The organism is Staphylococcus aureus, from assembly GCF_001027105.1.
Taxonomy (GTDB): domain Bacteria; phylum Bacillota; class Bacilli; order Staphylococcales; family Staphylococcaceae; genus Staphylococcus; species Staphylococcus aureus.
Genome location: NZ_CP011526.1, coordinates 2,332,689 through 2,353,300, shown reverse-complemented (window position 1 = coordinate 2,353,300; position 20,612 = coordinate 2,332,689). Strand labels below are relative to the sequence as shown.

The window sequence follows — 20,612 nt, the reverse complement described above, 5'->3', positions numbered from 1 at the left end:
GTCATTAAATGACTACGACCTTCATTATTAGCTACATTATTTTAGCGCTCATTATTGTTGGGGTTATCAATTTATTTTTAATAAGATCAAGAAAAAAAGGCAAACGCCAACAAAAGGAACAACAATTTACGACACGTCAATCAAATCAATCTAAATTTAAAGCTAGTGATTTAGACAAAACAACTGATCAATCGACACAACGTATGACGCATGAAGAGTTGCGTGTTGACAATCAAGATGATCATAGCCAAGTTAGTCTAAATGGTTACACAAAGGGGTCTGAGAAAGATCAAGAAGCATTCACTAATAATAAGGATGAGGAAGCAGTTGCTGCTAAAAATCCTGAATCAGAAGAATATAAAGTGAATGAAAAAATAAAAAAAGAACATAAAAACTTTATTTTTGGTGAAGGTGTTTCACGCGGTAAAATATTAGCGGCATTATTATTCGGTATGTTTATTGCGATTTTAAACCAAACATTATTAAATGTTGCTTTACCAAAAATTAATACGGAATTTAATATTTCTGCGTCAACAGGGCAATGGTTGATGACGGGATTCATGTTAGTAAACGGTATTTTAATACCAATTACGGCGTATCTATTTAATAAATATTCATATCGAAAATTATTTTTAGTTGCGTTAGTACTCTTTACAATTGGTTCATTAATCTGTGCGATTTCAATGAATTTCCCAATCATGATGGTTGGACGTGTATTACAAGCCATTGGTGCAGGTGTACTAATGCCATTAGGTTCAATTGTTATTATTACAATTTATCCACCTGAAAAACGTGGTGCTGCCATGGGTACAATGGGTATCGCAATGATTTTAGCACCTGCAATTGGTCCAACATTATCAGGTTATATTGTACAAAATTACCATTGGAATGTGATGTTTTACGGTATGTTCATTATCGGGATTATCGCTATTTTAATTGGTTTTGTATGGTTTAAGTTATATCAATATACAACAAACCCTAAAGCTGATATCCCAGGTATCATTTTTAGTACGATTGGTTTTGGTGCTTTGTTATATGGTTTCTCAGAAGCTGGCAACAAAGGTTGGGGTTCAGTAGAGATAGAAACAATGTTTGCGATTGGTATTATCTTTATTATTCTATTCGTTATTAGAGAATTAAGAATGAAATCACCAATGTTGAATTTAGAAGTATTGAAATTCCCAACATTTACATTAACAACAATTATTAATATGGTTGTAATGTTAAGTTTATATGGTGGTATGATTTTATTACCGATTTATTTACAAAATTTACGCGGATTCTCAGCATTAGATTCCGGATTGTTATTATTACCTGGTTCTCTAATTATGGGTCTACTAGGACCATTTGCAGGTAAATTGTTAGATACTATTGGTTTAAAACCATTAGCTATCTTTGGTATTGCTGTAATGACTTATGCAACATGGGAATTAACTAAATTAAATATGGATACACCATATATGACAATCATGGGTATCTATGTACTTCGTTCATTTGGTATGGCATTTATAATGATGCCAATGGTAACTGCAGCTATTAATGCGTTACCGGGACGACTTGCCTCTCATGGTAATGCTTTCTTAAATACGATGCGTCAATTAGCAGGCTCTATAGGTACAGCAATCTTAGTTACTGTAATGACAACACAAACTACACAACACTTATCAGCTTTTGGGGAAGAGTTAGATAAAACGAATCCTGTTGTACAAGATCATATGCGTGAATTAGCATCACAATATGGCGGACAAGAAGGCGCAATGAAAGTGTTACTACAATTTGTAAATAAACTAGCAACGGTTGAAGGTATTAATGATGCATTTATAGTTGCAACGATATTTAGCATCATCGCCTTAATTTTATGTTTATTTTTACAAAGTAATAAAAAAGCAAAAGCTACAGCTCAAAAGTTAGATGCAGATAATAGTATCAATCATGAATAAATAAAATAAATTAATTGAAGTGTGACTAATCAAAAATTATGTTGTGGGGACATGATTTTTAAAGTATCGGTGCCAAATATGGTTATCGATACTTTTTTTATTTGTTGATTTATAGAATGTTAGAGGAATTATATTAAAATTTGGCATTGACGTAGTAGGTCATTAATAAAGAAAAAGCAGGAAGTGGGTCAACGAAATGAATTTTGTGAAAATAACATTTCTGTCCCAATCCCTACTATATAACATTATTTTAAACGAGGCATGCGATTACGGAAGAATAAGCTTATAACAAGTAAACCGATGCTACAGCCAAGTAAAATGATGCCGTTATGAATAGCGTCAGCTTCTGTAATCACTTGATCTGGTGGTACATTTAAATAATATTTTTTGAAAACATCTGCAATTTCTTGTGCGAGTGCTTTAATAATATAACTGAAATACAATGTAATGACTAACATAATTGTTAACACTAAAATATTTACTACTTTTAGAACTGTGCGATTAAATACAATTGTCAGTATTGTTATGACTAGGCTAACGATACATAAAATAAAGAAACCGTTAAAGACTAAAATTAAGCGATCGATTCCTTGTTGTAAATCATTGATATTACCCAAATTAATATTTAATTGATGCATTTTTCCAATTGTCTCGTTAAAATTTTTAATGCCATCAAAATCTACAGATTCTTTGGTGAAGACAATATTAAAAATGGGTTGTTTCCACATGCTGTATCCAGCGATTGCGGTTAATATAACAACAATGATTTGAATAATCATGCTTACCAATGAACGTTTTTTCTTACCATATCGCTTACCACGATGAATATTCGGTTGTTGAAATGTCTCATCAAATGGTTCTAATCGTTGATTTGGATTTGTCATGCAAGGTACCTCCGTATAAAGTTCTTTTCTTTACTTATCAATATGTCTAGTTGTCTGTTATAATGATGAAAAATCACTGTTCAATTGTAGTCTTAAATTTGAAAGTGAAAAAGAAAATATCTTCTACATTATATACTTTTTTTGGCAAAGAATGTAGGGGATAGACAATCATTGGATACATAAAATATATAAAGGTAGGTTAAGACATTGATTAGAAACCGTGTTATGAATAGCGTTGTCAATAAATATTTGCTTCACAATCGCTCGATTATGTTTAAAAATGATCAAGATGTTGAAAGATTTTTTTATAAAAGAGAAATTGAAAATAGAAAAAAACATAAGCAGCCTTCAACATTAAATGTTAAAGCAAATTTAGAAAAATTGTCATTAGATGATATGCAAGTCTTTCGCTTTAATTTCAGACATCAAATTGATAAGAAAATTTTATATATTCACGGTGGATTCAATGCACTACAACCATCACCGTTCCATTGGAGATTGTTGGATAAAATCACTTTAAGTACATTATATGAGGTTGTACTGCCTATCTATCCAAAGACACCAGAGTTTCATATTGACGATACTTTCCAAGCGATACAACGTGTTTATGATCAATTAGTATCTGAAGTAGGACATCAAAATGTCGTAGTCATGGGTGATGGTTCAGGTGGTGCACTGGCATTATCCTTTGTACAATCTCTTTTAGATAATCAACAGCCATTACCGAATAAATTGTATTTAATCTCACCAATTTTAGATGCAACACTATCTAATAAAGATATTTCGGACGCCTTAATCGAACAAGATGCGGTTCTAAGTCAGTTTGGTGTCAATGAGATTATGAAAAAATGGGCGAATGGCCTACCATTAACAGATAAGCGCATATCGCCAATTAATGGCACAATAGAAGGATTGCCACCAGTTTATATGTTTGGTGGTGGACGTGAAATGACACATCCTGATATGAAGCTATTTGAACAAATGATGTTGCAACATCATCAATACATTGAGTTTTATGATTATCCTAAGATGGTACATGATTTTCCAATTTATCCAATTAGACAATCACATAAAGCTATTAAACAAATTGCCAAATCGATAGATGAGGATGTAACACAAAATAACTAATAACATATAAATGACCCAGTTACGATTTCATGCAAGATGATATTTGACATGAAAACGTAATTGGGTTTTGTTTTTGAAAATATAGCAAGGGTTATATAGACTAATTGTTAATGAGCTTCTGAGTGAAAATCACCAATAAGTGTATTGATATGTGTGATGATAAAGTATTGCCCTTTAATTTGATAAAATTGATCTAAAAAATTATCGAATTGACGTGGAATATCACTAAGTTCTGCAAAGTTAGCTGTTTTATCATAATTGCGATGAGCAACCTCATTTTGAAATTTATCATAATGTTCTAGGAAATGTTGATCTTCAAGCTGTTGTTCCACAATAGTCATAATATTATCGATGGCTTGCTTTTGTCCTTGAACATAAGCCATATGCACGCCACGCTTAAGTAGCTGATTTGCTGGTCCGTTAATGTATAACCCTTTTTGTGCATTTAATTCTGTTAATTCAAACTTAACATCATCTAATAAATCTAGTAATTCGATATGAATCTTTTGTTGTAATGCATCTGTCATTTTAATGCTCCTTTGTGTGGAATTGCTATTTTATGTCCTAATTGTTCAGGCCAAGTGATAGTTGATTGATTTTTATAATAGTGTGCTATTTGTGTTGAAAATGATTCAGGAAAAGCATCAGAACGACGTGTGTGCTGATTAATTCCCATCATCATTACTTCATTTGTTGATGCTAGTGTACCATCTTCTTTAGTTAATGTTAAAAATAAATGCAACCGCTTATAATCGTAATCATAAATATATAAAGTAACAGTAAATACATCGCCAAGAGACAATTCTGAGAGGTATGTCGTATGTTCTTCTAGTGTAAATAGCGTATATGCTAAATTTTCGCGTTCTTTTAAAGAAAGACCGTGGCTGTAATTAAAACGATTCACGACGTCACTAAAAATGATATTATAATTTGCATCATGCATATGATTGTTATGGTCAATGAATTCAGATGTTACGGTTTGAGTATGTGTAAAAAGTTGTTTGATAATAACCATCTCCTTAGTGACTATCATACTAAAATAAATTAAGACATACACGTTATTTAATTCATGATAAAATAATAGAGAATTCGTTATTTAGGGGGAGTATCGATGGCTTTAAAGATACGGTATCAAACTACATATGAACCGTTTAAAGTAGTTGATGATATCAAAGAGATACCAAAAGATGCGACTATTGTTTGGTATGATTTTGATGAACCGAATGAACAAGAAAATGAATGGTTTAAAGCACATTTTAATTTTAATGATTTAGAAGTGGATGATGCAATTAACGGTATGCCACGAGCTAAATATAAATCTTATAAAGATTATCAATACTTAGTATTCCATAGTATTATGGGGTCAAACTATTCACCAATAGCACTAAATATTTTTATACAAGACAATGTATTAGTAACATATCATCATCAAACGTTGGAATCATTAAATAAAGTAGTCTATAAGTATATGAATACATTAGATGCAGAATTAGATTGTGCAGATGTCGTCATATTAATTTTAGATATGATGGTTGATAAATATTTCAACTTTGTATATGCACTTGAAGATAGTGTTTATCATTTTGAAGACCGCCATGTAGATGATCGCTTTAATAAAATGGTCATGGATAGTGTCTTTAAGTTACGTTCGGATTTGATTAAAGTAAAACGTGTACTGTTTCCTATGCAAGAGCTAATTGATACAATGAAACAAAATGGTGATTTGATTATAGATAATAAACATTCGCTATACATTCAACATATCGATGACCACTTGATTAAGCAACGTAATATCATTCGTACTGCTCAAGAAATGACAAACGAAATACGAGAAAATTTTGAGTCATACACGTCATTTAGAATGAATAGTATTATGCAAGTACTGACATTAGTATCAGTTATATTTTCACCGTTAACATTCATAGCTGGGATTTATGGTATGAACTTTGTAAATATGCCGGCATTACATTTACATTATGGATATTATATTTGCTTAGCTGTAATGTTTGTTATAGCTGTCGTATTAATCATCTTTTTCAGACGTAAAAAATGGTTTTAAATTAGAAATGACGAAAAGGTAGGTTTAATCATGAGTGATTTTCAAAGAGAACAGAGAAAAAATGAACATGTTGAAATAGCAATGGCCCAATCTGACGCAATGCATTCAGATTTTGATAAGATGCGTTTTGTGCATCATTCTATCCCATCAATTAATGTAAATGATATCGATTTGACATCACAGACGCCTGACTTAACGATGGCATATCCGGTTTATATTAATGCAATGACGGGTGGTAGCGAGTGGACGAAAAACATCAATGAAAAGCTAGCTGTAGTTGCAAGAGAAACTGGCTTAGCGATGGCAGTTGGATCAACACATGCGGCATTGAGAAATCCACGCATGGCTGAGACGTTTACGATTGCGCGAAAAATGAATCCTGAAGGCATGATTTTTAGCAATGTTGGTGCGGACGTACCAGTAGAAAAGGCTTTGGAAGCAGTTGAATTACTTGAGGCACAAGCGTTACAAATCCATGTTAATTCTCCTCAAGAATTAGTTATGCCTGAAGGGAATCGTGAATTTGTGACTTGGTTAGATAATATAGCGTCGATTGTATCACGAGTGTCTGTTCCAGTCATTATAAAAGAAGTTGGATTTGGTATGAGCAAAGAATTAATGCATGACTTACAACAAATAGGCGTCAAGTATGTCGATGTTAGTGGCAAAGGTGGTACTAACTTTGTAGATATTGAAAATGAACGTCGTGCAAATAAAGATATGGATTACTTATCATCATGGGGACAGTCTACAGTTGAGTCATTACTTGAAACAACGGCTTATCAAAGCGAAATTTCAGTTTTCGCGAGTGGTGGTTTACGTACACCACTCGATGCAATTAAAAGTTTAGCACTTGGTGCAAAGGCAACTGGTATGTCACGTCCGTTTTTAAATCAAGTTGAAAATAATGGCATTGCACATACAGTAGCTTATGTAGAATCATTTATTGAACACATGAAATCAATAATGACGATGTTAGATGCTAAAAATATTGACGACTTAACACAAAAACAAATCGTATTTAGTCTGGAAATATTGTCATGGATAGAACAACGTAACTTGAATATACATCGAGGATAAATAAAAGAGGAGGCGAAGGCCTCCTCTTTTATTTATGAGTTTGGTGTTTAACTAAACCATTGTATGAATCCCATAATGACTATAACACCAATTAAATCGATTAAGAATGCACCAACAATAGGTACAACTAAATATGCTTTAGGTGAGTTTCCATATTTTTTAGTAATAACATCTAAATTTGCCATGGCATTTGGCGTTGCACCAAGCCCATGACCGATAAAACCACCTACCATTACTGCAGCATCATAATCTTTTCCTAAACCTCTAAATAAAATTAAAACAGCAAATAAAATCATAACGACAACTTGAACTAAAACGATAATAATAAGAGGTATAGCAAGTTTATAAATTTCGATTAATTGAATGCTCATTAGCGCAAGAGATAAGAAAATACCTAATGCGACATCGCCAATTTGATTAGTAATTTTTAAATCTACAATATTAAAATTAAAACTTTCAGAGATATTTCGGACAATAACAGCTACAAATAATGAGCCAACGTAAATTGGAACATTAATCCCTGTTTGAGCTGTAAACAAATGACTGAAATAACTTCCAACTGCCATACAGAATACAACGATTGTAAATTGAATGAAGAATACTTCAGTGGCATTAAATTTACTATGTAAATGTTCGTTATATGCTACTTGGCTATAATCTTTAAATGTATCGTCACTATGTTGAGGCTTTAAGTTATAACGTTTGATTAAAAATTTTACAACTGGACCACCGATAAGCCCTCCAAATACAAGACCTAAAGTTGCAGCTGCAAGAGCCGCTGTCAGTGCCGAATCAATACCTAAATCTTGAATTGTCTTACCATAAGCAGCAGCATTACCATGACCGCCTTCCATAGACATGGAACCTGCTGTTAATCCTAACAAAGGTTTAATATTTAATACTTTTGCTAGTGATACACCAACTATGTTTTGAATGACTGAAATGATAGCACAAAACATAAAGTATAATAGCAAGACTTTGCCACCTAATTTAAATAATTTCAATGATGCACCAAGACCGATTGTCGTAAAGAATGCTAACATGAAGAAATCTTGAATGAATGAAGCATCTAATTTAATCTTAACCATGCCAAATGAATCCAAAGCCGCAACTAAAATAGCAAAGATTAAGCCGCCAATCACTGGTGCTGGTATACAAATACGTTTTAAAAAATTAACGTGATTAACGATAGCCTTACCAAGTAAATAAAGGATACAAGCTAAACATAATGTTGTAATTGCATTAAGTTCTATCATTTTCAAATCCCCCTTGTTGAATATCCCTCTCCCTAAATAAGCTTTTATATGTAAGCGTTATAAAAGGGCGCTTTTAACATTATACATGCAACAAATCAATATTTCTAGTTTTTGAAAATAATATCAATAATATTAATGCATCTAAATTTAATAATTATAAATAATTCTATTGTTATATTTTATAATTAAGAACAAGTTCAATAAGAGGAGATGAATCAAAAAATATGATGGATACAAAGAAAAACAATCAACCCATCCGCATGTTGACGGCACGATTGATTGACTTATAAGGAGATAGATTTCATTTTCATGATAGTAATCAATGAAAGATGGCATTTATTTCCAAGTATCTTCGGGAAACATACAATCTGATTTACGCATGCGAGACACAAATGGATTACCTTTCACTGTGTAACGTAAAGATTTATGTGTCCAATCACCTTTATTTGGAATACCGATTCGTGGACTAGCAATAATATCTTTAGGATATTTACGATTCTTAGTATCAATAGACAATCTACAGTCATTTAACGTAGCGCCATCGATAGCCCGTGGAATGTTAAATGCCTTAGTCCATTTTCCTGGGCCATTCGTTACCTCGTAGCCTTTCTTACCTCTGTTACGGAACATAGCGGATAAACCTTCTTCTGGTTCAATTGCGCGGATAAGTACGCCTTCAGGTATACCTTCAGATTTTGTTACAAAATTAATGAGTAAATGCGTATGCATGACATGTGCATAAATTGTACCACCACGTTTATATAATGACGTGACTTTAGGTGTTATTTTACCGCCATAGCCATGAGCCGCACGATCATTCAAACCTAAGTAAGCTTCCGTTTCCACGATGTAGCCTGTATACGTTTGAGTGGTATCCTGATAAATCACTTTGACACCTAATAAGTTTTTAGCAATTTGTCTTGTATCATTATTAACGAAATCCATAATATTCTCCTCGCAATTATATGATTAATTTAAATAAAAATGAAAAAGATATTTTTATTGTGGTAAATGTTTGATAAAATAGTATTGTTAAGAATTATAAAAATGTAAAGTATATACTTTGTTATGGAATATTTTATTTGCATAGATTGAGACTCTTTTAAACGTGAACATTGCAGTATGACATATTTTTAGTATAGTTAACGAAGCGTTGACTTTCAAATGAGTCTCCATATAGATGTGTACTTGTAGCGGGTTTTCATTTTACTAGTGATGAAATATAAAGTTCATTTTCCAAAGTGATTGACGATTGAAATGAAGTGGCTTGATAATGAATCTTGTAAATTATAACGGTAACAATAATTAAAAATATAAATATGATTAACGAAAGGGAGATTACAATGGAACAATTACCTCAAGTAGGTTTTATGAAATCATTCGTTTTATTTTGGAAAAATTATGTAAATTTTAAGGGGAGATCAAGACGTAGTGAATATTGGTATATGGCACTATGGCATTTGATACTTATGGTTCCAGCTGTGTGTGTGCTAATAATAAACCTATTTCTATTCTTTATTTCTATAGCGGCGGATAACGAAACATTAATAGTTATGAGTATATTGATGATTATCCTTACATCTGTGTATACTTTTGTCTATAGTTTGGCAACGTTTATTCCAAATTTAGCGTTGTGCGTTCGAAGATTTCACGATATATCAAGAACAATGTTATTTCCAATGATTATGACAGTATTCAGTATTATATTTTATATAGTATTACAGATTATCGATAGTTATTATGACAGTGATTTTACATTAATGCCGATGGGTCTTAATATTTTGTTAGTACTTCTTTATTTTGTTTATTTAGGCCTAACAATTGTTATGATAGTATTCCTATGCTTTGACAGTAAGCCGGCAAATAAATATGGCGAAAGCCCAAAATACCCGTCTACAATTAAAAATCAACCAGTGACATCTGAAACACCGGAAAAAGCGTGTACATCTGAAACACCGAAAACACCGGAAGAAACAGATAATCAATTGTAATGATATAAATATCTCGGCACAATGATGCTGGGATATTTTTTTACAAATAAGGCAATAAAGGCATGGAAAAAACATATCTAGTGCTAATGATACTTAACATGCAAAAATGGCACTATTTAAATTTTTCAATTTCAGAAATTTTAAAAATAAATTCATTTTAAAAATATTGCATTTATAGAGAATGGAAATGTTATATTAAGATAAATACATATTTTTTTAGGAGGCAAAGTATGGGACTTGTAATTGAACATGTTACGAAACGTTTTGGCAAGATGACGGCAGTAAATGATATTTCATTAAAGTTAGAATCAGGTAAAATGTTAGGTTTTCTAGGAAGAAATGGTGCAGGTAAAACAACGACATTTCGTATGATTTTAGGCTTAAGTGAACCAACTGAAGGACACATTACGTATAACGGTAAAAAACTAGATAAAACAATGTACAATCGTATTGGTTATTTACCGGAAGAACGCGGTTTACATGGGAAATTGACAGTTGAAGAAGAATTGAAATATTTGGCAACTTTAAAGGGAATGTCAAAAACAGAAATACAACAGCAAATATCGTATTGGCTTGAGCGTTTTGATATTACTGAAAACCGCAAAAAACGAATTGATAGTCTATCAAAAGGGAATCAACAAAAAATTCAGCTGTTAGCAAGTATGTTACATAAACCAGAATTACTAATATTAGATGAGCCTTTCAGTGGTCTAGACCCAGTTAATGTTGAGTTATTAAAAGAAGCAGTTAAAGACTTAAATGATTGGGGCAGTACAATCGTTTATAGTTCTCACCGTATGGAGCATGTTGAAGAATTATGTGATGATGTTTGTATTTTAGATAAAGGTCAACTTGTTGTTTCTGGTGATATCAATCATGTACGTGCATCTAATGGTAACAAGAAAGTTGTCATTGAATCAGAAACAACACTACCAGATTTAACAAACATTAGAGGCATCATTCATAGTGAAAACATGAAGCAAGGTCTTCAGTTGACGATTGAGAATGAAGACGTAGCCAAAGATATTTATCAAGTTGTGGCACATCAAGGTTATGTTAAACGATTCCAAGTTGTAGAACCATCATTACAAGATATATTCATTGAGAAGGTTGGTGGCAAGGATGCATAAGTTTTGGGCGACATTTACTTTGACATATATCAAAAAAATTAAAGCTAAATCATTTGTAATTTTTATGATTATTATTGCTGCCTTAATGATTGGCCTATCTAACATTGATAAGATTATTAACATGTTTGATGATGGTCCAGATAAAATTGGTGTAGCAGCACCGAATGAACAAATCTATAAGGTTTTCAAGCAACAGGCGAATACATTTCATAGTGATGCTAAGTTTACTAAAGTTTCTATAGAAGATGCTGAAAAAGAAGTAAAAAAACATAAACTTGATAAAGCTTATATTATCAAGGTGAATCAAAATCGCACGTTACAAGGGACAATCATTAGTGAGAAGCGAGTAAGTCATGAAGATTCACAAAAAGTACAAGCACTGCTTACAGCTATTCAAACAAATATGGTAGCCGGGGAATTAAATATCAACAAAGAAGACTTACAAAAATTACAAGCACAAAGTAAAGTTGATAATAAGGTGATTTCTAATGATGAAGTCGATAAAGTATCAGAAGGACAAAAGATTTTCAACTATGCTTTAGCTTATGGCATTATCTTTCTAATGTTCTTCATTGTTTTAAATTATGCATCTCAAATAGCTATGGAAATTGCTAGTGAGAAAACATCGCGTGTCATTGAAATGATTATTACAAGTATTTCACCAATCCAACATATTTTTGCTAAAATTTTAGGCGTTATAGCAGTTGCCGTGACTCAGATTATTTTAATTGTATTGATGGCAGTTATATGCATTTTTGCCTTTGACTTAAAAGACTTGCTACAAGGTTTTAACGTGGAAATGAATCAATTGTCTTGGCAAATTATTATTGTCGGAATTATAAGTAGTATTGTTGGAATTACGGCGTATGTATTACTTGCAGCCATCCTCGGATCATTAACATCTAGAATAGAAGATTTAAATCAATCTTTGATGCCACTGACATTACTTGGTATGATTGCATTTTATATCGCGATATTCACGATAAATAATCCTGATGGACAACTTGCTTTAATCACAAGTTATATTCCGTTTTTAGCGCCATTTCAATTAGTTGTACGCGCTCAAACTTCAGGGCTTCAAATATATGAGGTCATCTTAAGTTCTTTAATCTCAATTGTAATGGTAGCTGTCTTGATATGGATTGCAATTAAAACATATAAAGATTCAGTACTTACATTTGAACGTGGCTTATTTAATTCAATGAAACGTGTATTTAAAAAATAAAATTGATGAGAGTGACACACATTTATCATATAAAATGATGATGAAAGCGTGTTACTCTTATTTTTTTATATTTAGCTATAGAATAATGTCTAAAAAAGTGTACAATATGAATGTGAAAACGAACTTTTTAAAATGGGAATGTGAAGTAAGAAGAAATGTAAACAAATGATATGTAGCCGATAGATTATTGATAGCAAATGTGTGATGGAGTGATTTCATGTTATATCCGATTTTTATATTTATATTAGCTGGCTTATGTGAAATAGGTGGGGGATACCTGATTTGGCTGTGGCTTAGGGAAGGACAGTCTTCACTTGTTGGGCTAATAGGCGGTGCGATACTCATGTTATATGGTGTCATTGCGACATTTCAATCATTTCCATCATTCGGAAGAGTATATGCAGCATATGGTGGCGTATTTATCATCATGAGTTTGATTTTTGCGATGGTCGTAGATAAACAAATGCCAGATAAATATGATGTTATCGGTGCAATCATTTGTATTGTAGGTGTTTTAGTAATGTTGCTACCCAGCAGAGCTTGAACACTTGTGGTTAGAAGGGAGAAGTAAAAATGATAGTTGAAGTTGAGCACCAAAGACAAGGTGTAGATTTAATCAAAATTGATAATGATGAAACTAAAATTATTTTTACGAATTATGGAGCAAGAGTAGTGTCTTGGAAATATCATGATAATAATATTGTTCTTGGAAATGTTGTTGAAGCGGATGAATTTTATCATAGTAATCCTTTTAAATTTGGTGCTTCTATAGGAAGATATAGCGGTAGAATTGATAATGCTAAATTTAAGTTGAAAGGTAAAGAATATCAGTTAGAAAAAAACAACGGTGAACATCATTTACATGGTGGATGTCATGGTTTGGACAATAAGTTATTTGATTATGAAATTAGAAATGAAATTGCTCAAATTAAAGTTATATTTAAGACGGTGTTGAAATCAGCTGATGATCATTTCCCGGGTGATATCGATGTGACGATTACACATATTTATGATGCGGATCACCAATGGTCGATTGAATACGAAGCAGTTGCATCAGAAGACACATTGTTTAGTCCTACGAATCATGTGTACTTCAATTTGAATCGAGATAATAATGTCGTTGATAATCATCGCATTTCAAGTAATCAATTAGATATGTATGTATTAGATGAGCGAAATATTGTTACAGGTGATATTCTAGATTTACATGAAGTGTTTGAAGATAACAAGATAAAATTGAGTGATATTTTTACATCACAACATGCGCAATTAAGCCAACAAATGACACGTTTTGGTGGTCTCGATCACCCATTTACAGTTGGTGAACATAAAATGTATGTTGAAAATCATGAATTTATGTTAGAGGTCGATACAGATATGCCTCATGTTGTGTTCTTTACTTTTAACCAGCCTGATGAGTGGGATAGTCCATTTAATATTTATAAACCACATTCTGGCTTTACATTAGAAACACAATTTTTACCAAATGATATTAATTTATATGGTGAAAAAGCACCGTCAATTTTAAAAGCTGGTGAAGTGTTCAATTCGAAAACAAGTTTCCGTATCGAAGAAAAAGTAGAAAATGATTAAAAGTATCGGCATTTATATAATATTTATGTTATTTGGCGGAATTTTGAATAGGTTATCAAGAATCGTATCAAATGAAGTGACATCATTAATATACAGTTTGAAATAAAGAAAATATATAACATAAAAAAGGAATCAATAGCATCAGTGGTTATAGATAAGACTATTATACAAACGATGTGTAAGTTGATTCCTTTTTGTTTTGAAAAGTTCATTTAACACTTATAATGAAAGGTAATTATTTCAATGTTCTGTTATACATTTTTTGAAGTTTATCGCGTCTTGTTGGTGACAGAAATGGATTGTTTAGTGCATATCGTAACATATCTTGATTTTGTCTATCATTATAATAAAGGTCATTAAGCTGTTGTACAGATAAACGATGTTCGATTGGTGCTTCTTGTATTAAGTAAAGCTGATCATTTGGAGATACATAGCCTTGTTTTAATACCCGGAAATAGAAACCTGTTTTACCAGATGTAGACATGCGCTTCACTAAATCAGGAATATTATATTTTGCTTGAATTTTCCAGTATGGTTCTCTAATTTCAGAAACCTCAATTAACGCTTCACCTAAACGATATTGATTACCAAAGTAAACATCAGATTCGTCTAAATAATCAAATGTTAAATTCTCTCCAAACATCGCATGAGTAGGTAGTGTAGGTAAATCATCTTGATACAGTGCATAATTATGCTTACTAAACCCACAAACTGCTTTATGTGGTCCACCATGATCTTTATAAGCCTGTTCATCACCAGTGAAACCAGTTGAAGATAACCATGTTGTTTGTGAAATCTTAGTTTTATCTAAAGCAGAGCGCATCGGTCTTTTCGAGCTATAAGGCAAATCTTGGATTTTTCCTGTCGAAATTGCGTGAATTGATATCATATCATTCTCCTTAACGAGTATTATTTAAAATATATTGTACTATAAAACATTTTTAGAATTGTAAATTCTGATTGATATGTTTAAAAAAATGTTAGAAATAAGGGTATGTTAATTTATACGAGTCATGTAAAATATGAATTGAATAGATTACATAAATATGGGAGGCTACCTTCATGAAAGATGTCAAAGCACTCAAGTTAATGACATTAAATGATGTTTTAAGTCAAATCAATGGTGACATGACGCTGGGAATTGGTACAGGAAGTACAATGGAATTACTCTTACCTCAAATGGCGCAACTAATTAAAGAACGTGGTTACAATATTACAGGTGTATGCACTTCTAATAAAATTGCATTTTTAGCAAAAGAATTAGGTATTAAAATATGTGAAATCAATGATGTTGATCATATCGACTTAGCAATTGATGGTGCTGATGAAGTAGATCCATCTTTAAATATAATTAAAGGTGGCGGTGGTGCGCTGTTCAGAGAGAAAGTTATAGATGAAATGGCATCGCGTTTTGTTGTGGTTGTCGATGAAACGAAAATAGTTCAATACTTAGGTGAGACGTTTAAGTTACCAGTAGAGGTGGATAAATTTAACTGGTATCACATATTACGTAAAATTGAATCATACGCTGATATAAAAGTAGAACGTCGTGTAAACGAAGATGTCGCATTTATAACTGATAATGGCAATTATATTTTAGATTGTAAGTTACCAAAAGGAATTGACCCATATAAGTTCCATGAGTATTTAATTCATCTGACAGGTGTGTTTGAGACAGGATACTTCTTAGATATGGCAGATCAAGTTATTGTAGGCACTCAAGAGGGTGTTAAAATTTTAGAAAAATAATATATAGTATAGAAAAGCGCTTGCTAGCATCATCTTTTTAAGAGGTACTAGCAAGCGCTTTGTTATTATTTGTTTTTATCTGAAGATTGTTCTTCAGTTTTTTCGATATGTTTTTCTGCATCAATTACAACTGATGAACGTCTGTCTTCTTTATAAGTCGCAGGTTCTTTTAATGATTGCTCTATTTCATCTTCATTTGAATCGTTTGTTAAATCGTCACTTTGTGGTGCTTGTTTAACTGATTCTGCTGATTCTACTGACTCCGAAGTGATGTCATGATCTTCATCATGATTAGATTCAGTTTGATTACCTATGTGATGTTGAGGTTCTGTTTTTTCAGTACCTTCATGAATGCTTGGTTCGTCAGCCACTGTATTTTCAGTATCATTTTTAGCAACACCAACCGTTGATGCAGTAGCTACACCTGTTTTTTCAGCATCTTTAATATTTGAAGAAGATTTTTCAGCCTCAGTATGATTAGTTTCTTCATCGTCATTGACATGGTCTAAATAATTATTAGGCTCAAGTTCTTCAAGGTTTCGTCTTGTTGTTAAATATGCAATACCTCGGATAATTAAGCTTAAACCAATGTATCCTACTGCAACGATTGCTGTTGAAATGGCGATGACTTTGATTGAAAATAGATCGCCGATTTCTTCGCTAAACAAGAAAATAAGTCCGAATGTCATTGAAGCATGGAATGTCGTTGCAATATAAATTGTACGTCCTTTAGTCGCTCTAATTAATTCACCAAGAATCATAGAGAATGAGAATGTATAAAGGAAGTTATAAGCAGCAAATTCTGTACCATAAGTTGTATTTGCTGAGAAAACTGAATACATCAAACCAACAACAATACTTGCAAAGAACGTGTTCATTTTCGTTTCAACAATATTTTGTAAGTATGAACGGAATCCGAATTCTACTACGAACGCCATCAGAATATGTCCAATCAGAATGTGTGTAATAGGTACTGATAAGCCTGTTGATTGTAATAAAATAAAGCTATCTGCAAATGTATTAAAGCTGTACATACCAATAATTAGAATAATTAAAGGTAAAATTAAAGCTAGCAATAGACGTTCAATTACTTTCAGGCTGATTGAGAATTTTAAACCTGCAAGTTGGACCTTTTTATATTTGAAAACGAGTATACAAATGATTGCAGCAATTAATGGTGCTAGATCTGTAACTTCAAATATAAAGTGTTTGACACCAATTATAGACTGGAAATCTCTGAGCATAATGGATAACGCCATTGTAATGACAAAGAAGACGAAAATCGTCATTGCCCATTGAAAACCAGAAATTTTATTGTTCTTCATTATATGTAACCTCCATTAGGTAACAAGCAAAATATCTTTTAGTAACAATTATACATATTACAAGCCGAGAGATAAATTGTCTATGTCAATATTAATGAAAATGTAATAGTCTTGACGTATTTTATTAACATAAATCAGCTAAGTATTCGTTATTACATAGAAAATAGGGGTAAAAGTAATGTAGATAAGTATTTTTAAGATACGGATTTAACTATGAATTGAATTCAAAATTTCCTATACGTTATACTTTAATTGTTAATAAGCCACATAAATAAGAGGGGGAAATGCTGTGTACAAGCAAGGTGAACCAAATTTATGGACTGGAAGGTTAGATAGTGAAACAGACCCGAAAAAATTTAGACATTTTCAAACAGTAACATTTGAAGATTTGTCTAAGCTGGAAAAGAGTAGTATGCCATCAGGGGTCGGTATATTAGGCTATGCTGTTGACAAAGGTGTTGCTTTAAACAAGGGGCGCATTGGTGCAAAAGAAGGACCAGATGCGATTAAACAAGCATTTGCAGGTTTGCCGGATTTGAATCAATGTGAAACTTTAGTCGATTACGGAAATGTTTATCATGATCATGAGGAATTAATTGATACTCAAAAAGAATTTGCTATGCTTGCAGCGAAGTCAATTGCTAATCATAGACAAACATTTTTATTAGGTGGTGGACATGATATTGCGTATGCTCAATATTTAGCAACACGTAAAGTCTATCCAACACAATCTATTGGTGTGATAAATATTGATGCGCATTTTGATACACGTGCTGAACAACAATCTACATCTGGAACGAGCTTTAGACAAATTTTAGAAGAAGATGAAAACACAGATTATTTAGTGCTTGGTATTGCTCAAGGTGGTAATACGCAAAGTTTATTTGATTATGCTAAAGAGAAAAAGATTGATTATGTCTTTGCAGATGAATTATTGAGTCACGTATCACCAACAATTAAAGATATGATTGAACGTTTTGTACATGAACATGATGTCATTATGTTTACGATTTGTATGGATGTCATTGATAGTGCGTTTGCGCCTGGGGTAAGTGCGCCGGCAGTGTTAGGTTTGTATCCACATACTGTTCTTGAATTAGCAAAACGTATTATTCCAAGTGATAAGGTGTCTTCAGTTAGTATTGCTGAGATGAATCCAACATATGACGCTGACAATAGAACTGCTAAGCTCGTTGCTAATTTAGTGCATCATTTTTTAAAATAATTAAAAATATTTATATGTGACGAGATTTGCATTGCAGGGCAGAATGTGAGTATTTCTTAATAGAAGTTATATTAACGTTGATATATTTGAAAAATAATTGCAGTAAGAAGACTCTTAAGTTGTAGTCATCTTACTGCTTATTTATGTTTGTTGAAATAGCAAAAATAACAACTGTATTGTTTGAAAAGTTCTCTTATTATATAATAATTAATTAAAATTTTAACGGAGTTCAAGAGGCCTTTTTATAATGACACCTTATTTGTAAAATGTCATATGTGGTTTAGCCTCTTTATAATAATTTAATCTGTTCTCAAGTGTGCCAGTATGTAATTCTAGCTTATGACCATCAGGGTCGGTAAAGTAAATTGATTGTCTATCTCTAATATCTCTAACTCTTCCTTCTAAAATATTCACGTTATTATCTTTTAACCTCTGATGCCAATATTTAAATTCGCTGTCATCTATAGTGAAAGCTATATGTGTATATGAAAAGTGAATTTCATTACGTGGTATATCTTTTTCTTCATTTAAAGCAATCCATAGGCCTGCAAGCTCAAAATAAGCAGTTTTTTTACCAGTCAATAGCAATTTCCCAAGTAAAATATCTCTATAAAAATGTATTGAATCGTTTAAATTTCTGACTGAAAAGCATATATGATTAATAGATTTTAACATCTGCTTCACTTCTTTCTTAGAATTTTTATAATAAATTATTTTTGTATCGATTTTTGAAATGACGTCATTAATTTTTATACGATGACCTGCGCAACTGCATAAGAGGCTCTAATAACTTAAGTTAAAGGCAAAAGGTATACAGTTGACTACGCAACTACATAAGAGGCACTAATAACTTAAGTTAAAGGCAAAAGGTATACAGTTGACTGAGCAACTGCATAAGAGGCTCTAATAACTTAAGTTAAAGGAAAAAGGTATACAGTTGACTACGCAACTGCATAAGAGGCTCTAATAACTTAAGTTAAAGGCAAAAGGTATACAGTTGACTGAGCAACTGCATAAGAGGCTCTAATAACTTAAGTTAAAGAGCCTCTAAAAGTCCATATAAATAATCTTGGCATTGTTGTACGAATGTATGTACTTGTTCGGAGTGTTTGCGTTTTTTATGGTAATTGATATAAATTTTTCGGCCTAAGTTTGGACGAATTTTTTTATATTCTAAATTAGACGTGTGAAATGATTGGTAATAAAATCTCGGAATGATAGCGTAACCTAAGCCGAGATGAACAAATCCAACTGCTGATTCGAATCGATCTGTTTCTACAACGACATTTGGACGAATATTTCTTCTATTAAAATAGTCATCTAAGTGTTTGCGCACTTGAGAATTTTTGTTTGGTAATATGAGTGGCAAATTTTCAACATCTACCCAATTTTGATTTTTAAATGTTTCCTTGGGTGCTAATAAAATGTAAGATTCCTCATATAAAGGAATGGATCTTATATCTTCGTGGGTTATTTTTTCATTTGTTATAGCTAAATGAATATTAAAATTCAGTAATTGCTCTATAGATTGATGTTTATCATGTATTTCATATAAACGATATTGCTGTTCAGGGTAGTCGGAATGGTGCTTTCGAATTAAATTCGCAATCCATTGATTCGTAGATTCAAGAGTCCCAATTTTTATCCTTGGTTCTGATGTAACGCTTAAATCATACATTTTTTCCATCGTGGATCGATATTGTTGAACTAATTCGCTCGCATAACGATAAAACTGTATTCCTTTTTCGGTAATCTTGATGTCTTTTGTTGAACGTGTAAATAAGTCATAACCTAAATCTGCTTCCATTTTTTTAATCGTAGCAGTTAAAGATGGCTGGCTAATATGTAAAAATTGTGCAGCTTTAGTAAAACTATTATATTTCACGATAGCCAAGAAGTATTCTAACTGAATAATTTTCATGTGTTTTGCTCCTTTTATTTATAGATTCAAGCTATGGATAATTAGTTTATTTATATTTGTTGGCTATATTTTAACATACTATAATGAATATTGAAGATAATAATGT

At 32.1% G+C, this 20,612-nt stretch carries 21 protein-coding genes; 12 read left to right on the top strand and 9 right to left on the bottom strand.

Annotation, left to right across the window (positions count from 1 at the left end):
- Positions 1–8: 8 nt before the first annotated feature.
- A complete protein-coding gene (locus AA076_RS12000) occupies positions 9–1,940 on the top strand; it encodes a DHA2 family efflux MFS transporter permease subunit (RefSeq protein ID WP_000213874.1) in 1,932 nt (643 codons plus the stop codon).
- Positions 1,941–2,185: 245 nt separating this feature from the next.
- Here the strand turns inward: AA076_RS12000 and AA076_RS11995 are convergent, their stop codons facing one another.
- Entirely contained in the window at positions 2,186–2,824 is a 639-nt protein-coding gene (locus AA076_RS11995; RefSeq protein ID WP_000184227.1) for a hypothetical protein, read from the bottom strand.
- A 207-nt stretch (positions 2,825–3,031) separates the two neighbouring features.
- On the opposite strand from AA076_RS11995, the gene AA076_RS11990 reads away from it, so the two are divergent.
- Positions 3,032–3,952 carry an alpha/beta hydrolase fold domain-containing protein gene (locus AA076_RS11990; protein WP_000620864.1) on the top strand — a complete coding sequence of 307 codons (921 nt, stop codon included), beginning with the start codon at positions 3,032–3,034 and terminating at the stop codon, positions 3,950–3,952.
- 107 nt (positions 3,953–4,059) lie between these two features.
- Here the strand turns inward: AA076_RS11990 and AA076_RS11985 are convergent, their stop codons facing one another.
- Entirely contained in the window at positions 4,060–4,479 is a 420-nt protein-coding gene (locus AA076_RS11985; protein ID WP_000128656.1) for a hypothetical protein, read from the bottom strand.
- A complete protein-coding gene (locus tag AA076_RS11980) occupies positions 4,476–4,967 on the bottom strand; it encodes a thioesterase family protein (protein WP_000234728.1) in 492 nt (163 codons plus the stop codon). The genes AA076_RS11985 and AA076_RS11980 overlap by 4 nt, the downstream gene beginning before the upstream one ends.
- Before the next feature lie 96 nt (positions 4,968–5,063).
- Between AA076_RS11980 and corA the strand changes: the two genes are divergently transcribed.
- The gene (gene corA, locus AA076_RS11975; RefSeq protein ID WP_001185431.1) at positions 5,064–6,011 is read left to right on the top strand and encodes a magnesium/cobalt transporter CorA; all 948 of its coding nucleotides are present in this window, start codon (positions 5,064–5,066) and stop codon (positions 6,009–6,011) included.
- A gap of 30 nt (positions 6,012–6,041) precedes the next feature.
- Entirely contained in the window at positions 6,042–7,091 is a 1,050-nt protein-coding gene (fni, locus tag AA076_RS11970; protein ID WP_001836329.1) for a type 2 isopentenyl-diphosphate Delta-isomerase, read from the top strand.
- A 47-nt stretch (positions 7,092–7,138) separates the two neighbouring features.
- Here the strand turns inward: fni and gltS are convergent, their stop codons facing one another.
- Positions 7,139–8,347 (bottom strand): sodium/glutamate symporter, encoded by a 1,209-nt coding sequence (gene gltS / locus AA076_RS11965; RefSeq protein ID WP_000571584.1) that lies wholly within the window; start codon positions 8,345–8,347, stop codon positions 7,139–7,141.
- Positions 8,348–8,683: 336 nt separating this feature from the next.
- The gene (locus AA076_RS11960; RefSeq protein ID WP_000348300.1) at positions 8,684–9,292 is read right to left on the bottom strand and encodes a DNA-3-methyladenine glycosylase; all 609 of its coding nucleotides are present in this window, start codon (positions 9,290–9,292) and stop codon (positions 8,684–8,686) included.
- 398 nt (positions 9,293–9,690) lie between these two features.
- On the opposite strand from AA076_RS11960, the gene AA076_RS11955 reads away from it, so the two are divergent.
- From AA076_RS11955 to AA076_RS11935, 6 genes are all read left to right on the top strand, one after another.
- Positions 9,691–10,338 carry a DUF805 domain-containing protein gene (locus AA076_RS11955; RefSeq protein WP_000436818.1) on the top strand — a complete coding sequence of 216 codons (648 nt, stop codon included), beginning with the start codon at positions 9,691–9,693 and terminating at the stop codon, positions 10,336–10,338.
- A 230-nt stretch (positions 10,339–10,568) separates the two neighbouring features.
- On the top strand, positions 10,569–11,468 hold the full coding sequence (locus AA076_RS11950) for an ABC transporter ATP-binding protein (protein ID WP_000524836.1): 900 nt from the start codon (positions 10,569–10,571) through the stop codon (positions 11,466–11,468).
- Entirely contained in the window at positions 11,461–12,693 is a 1,233-nt protein-coding gene (locus AA076_RS11945; protein ID WP_000548707.1) for an ABC transporter permease, read from the top strand. Before AA076_RS11950 ends, AA076_RS11945 begins: the two co-directional genes overlap by 8 nt.
- Positions 12,677–12,862, top strand: a complete 186-nt coding sequence (locus AA076_RS15535) for a hypothetical protein (RefSeq protein WP_001789152.1) — start codon at positions 12,677–12,679, stop codon at positions 12,860–12,862. Before AA076_RS11945 ends, AA076_RS15535 begins: the two co-directional genes overlap by 17 nt.
- A 48-nt stretch (positions 12,863–12,910) precedes the next feature.
- Positions 12,911–13,237: a YnfA family protein gene (locus tag AA076_RS11940; protein WP_000966695.1), complete on the top strand. Its 327-nt coding sequence runs from the start codon at positions 12,911–12,913 to the stop codon at positions 13,235–13,237.
- A 29-nt stretch (positions 13,238–13,266) separates the two neighbouring features.
- Positions 13,267–14,286, top strand: a complete 1,020-nt coding sequence (locus tag AA076_RS11935; protein ID WP_000634685.1) for an aldose epimerase family protein — start codon at positions 13,267–13,269, stop codon at positions 14,284–14,286.
- A gap of 235 nt (positions 14,287–14,521) precedes the next feature.
- Here the strand turns inward: AA076_RS11935 and AA076_RS11925 are convergent, their stop codons facing one another.
- Positions 14,522–15,175, bottom strand: a complete 654-nt coding sequence (locus AA076_RS11925; protein WP_000623454.1) for an MOSC domain-containing protein — start codon at positions 15,173–15,175, stop codon at positions 14,522–14,524.
- 173 nt (positions 15,176–15,348) lie between these two features.
- On the opposite strand from AA076_RS11925, the gene AA076_RS11920 reads away from it, so the two are divergent.
- On the top strand, positions 15,349–16,035 hold the full coding sequence (locus AA076_RS11920) for a ribose 5-phosphate isomerase A (RefSeq protein ID WP_000655864.1): 687 nt from the start codon (positions 15,349–15,351) through the stop codon (positions 16,033–16,035).
- Between the two features lie 65 nt (positions 16,036–16,100).
- Here AA076_RS11920 and sdpC read toward each other — a convergent pair whose 3' ends face one another.
- Positions 16,101–17,360: a lysostaphin resistance protein LyrA gene (gene sdpC, locus AA076_RS11915; RefSeq protein ID WP_000794442.1), complete on the bottom strand. Its 1,260-nt coding sequence runs from the start codon at positions 17,358–17,360 to the stop codon at positions 16,101–16,103.
- A gap of 289 nt (positions 17,361–17,649) precedes the next feature.
- Here sdpC and hutG point away from each other — a divergent pair, with 289 nt between their 5' ends.
- On the top strand, positions 17,650–18,585 hold the full coding sequence (gene hutG / locus AA076_RS11910; protein ID WP_000277968.1) for a formimidoylglutamase: 936 nt from the start codon (positions 17,650–17,652) through the stop codon (positions 18,583–18,585).
- A 255-nt stretch (positions 18,586–18,840) separates the two neighbouring features.
- Here the strand turns inward: hutG and fosB are convergent, their stop codons facing one another.
- Positions 18,841–19,260, bottom strand: a complete 420-nt coding sequence (gene fosB / locus AA076_RS11905) for a FosB/FosD family fosfomycin resistance bacillithiol transferase (RefSeq protein WP_000920239.1) — start codon at positions 19,258–19,260, stop codon at positions 18,841–18,843.
- A gap of 361 nt (positions 19,261–19,621) precedes the next feature.
- Positions 19,622–20,506, bottom strand: a complete 885-nt coding sequence (locus tag AA076_RS11900; RefSeq protein WP_000691839.1) for a LysR family transcriptional regulator — start codon at positions 20,504–20,506, stop codon at positions 19,622–19,624.
- Positions 20,507–20,612: the final 106 nt, after the last annotated feature.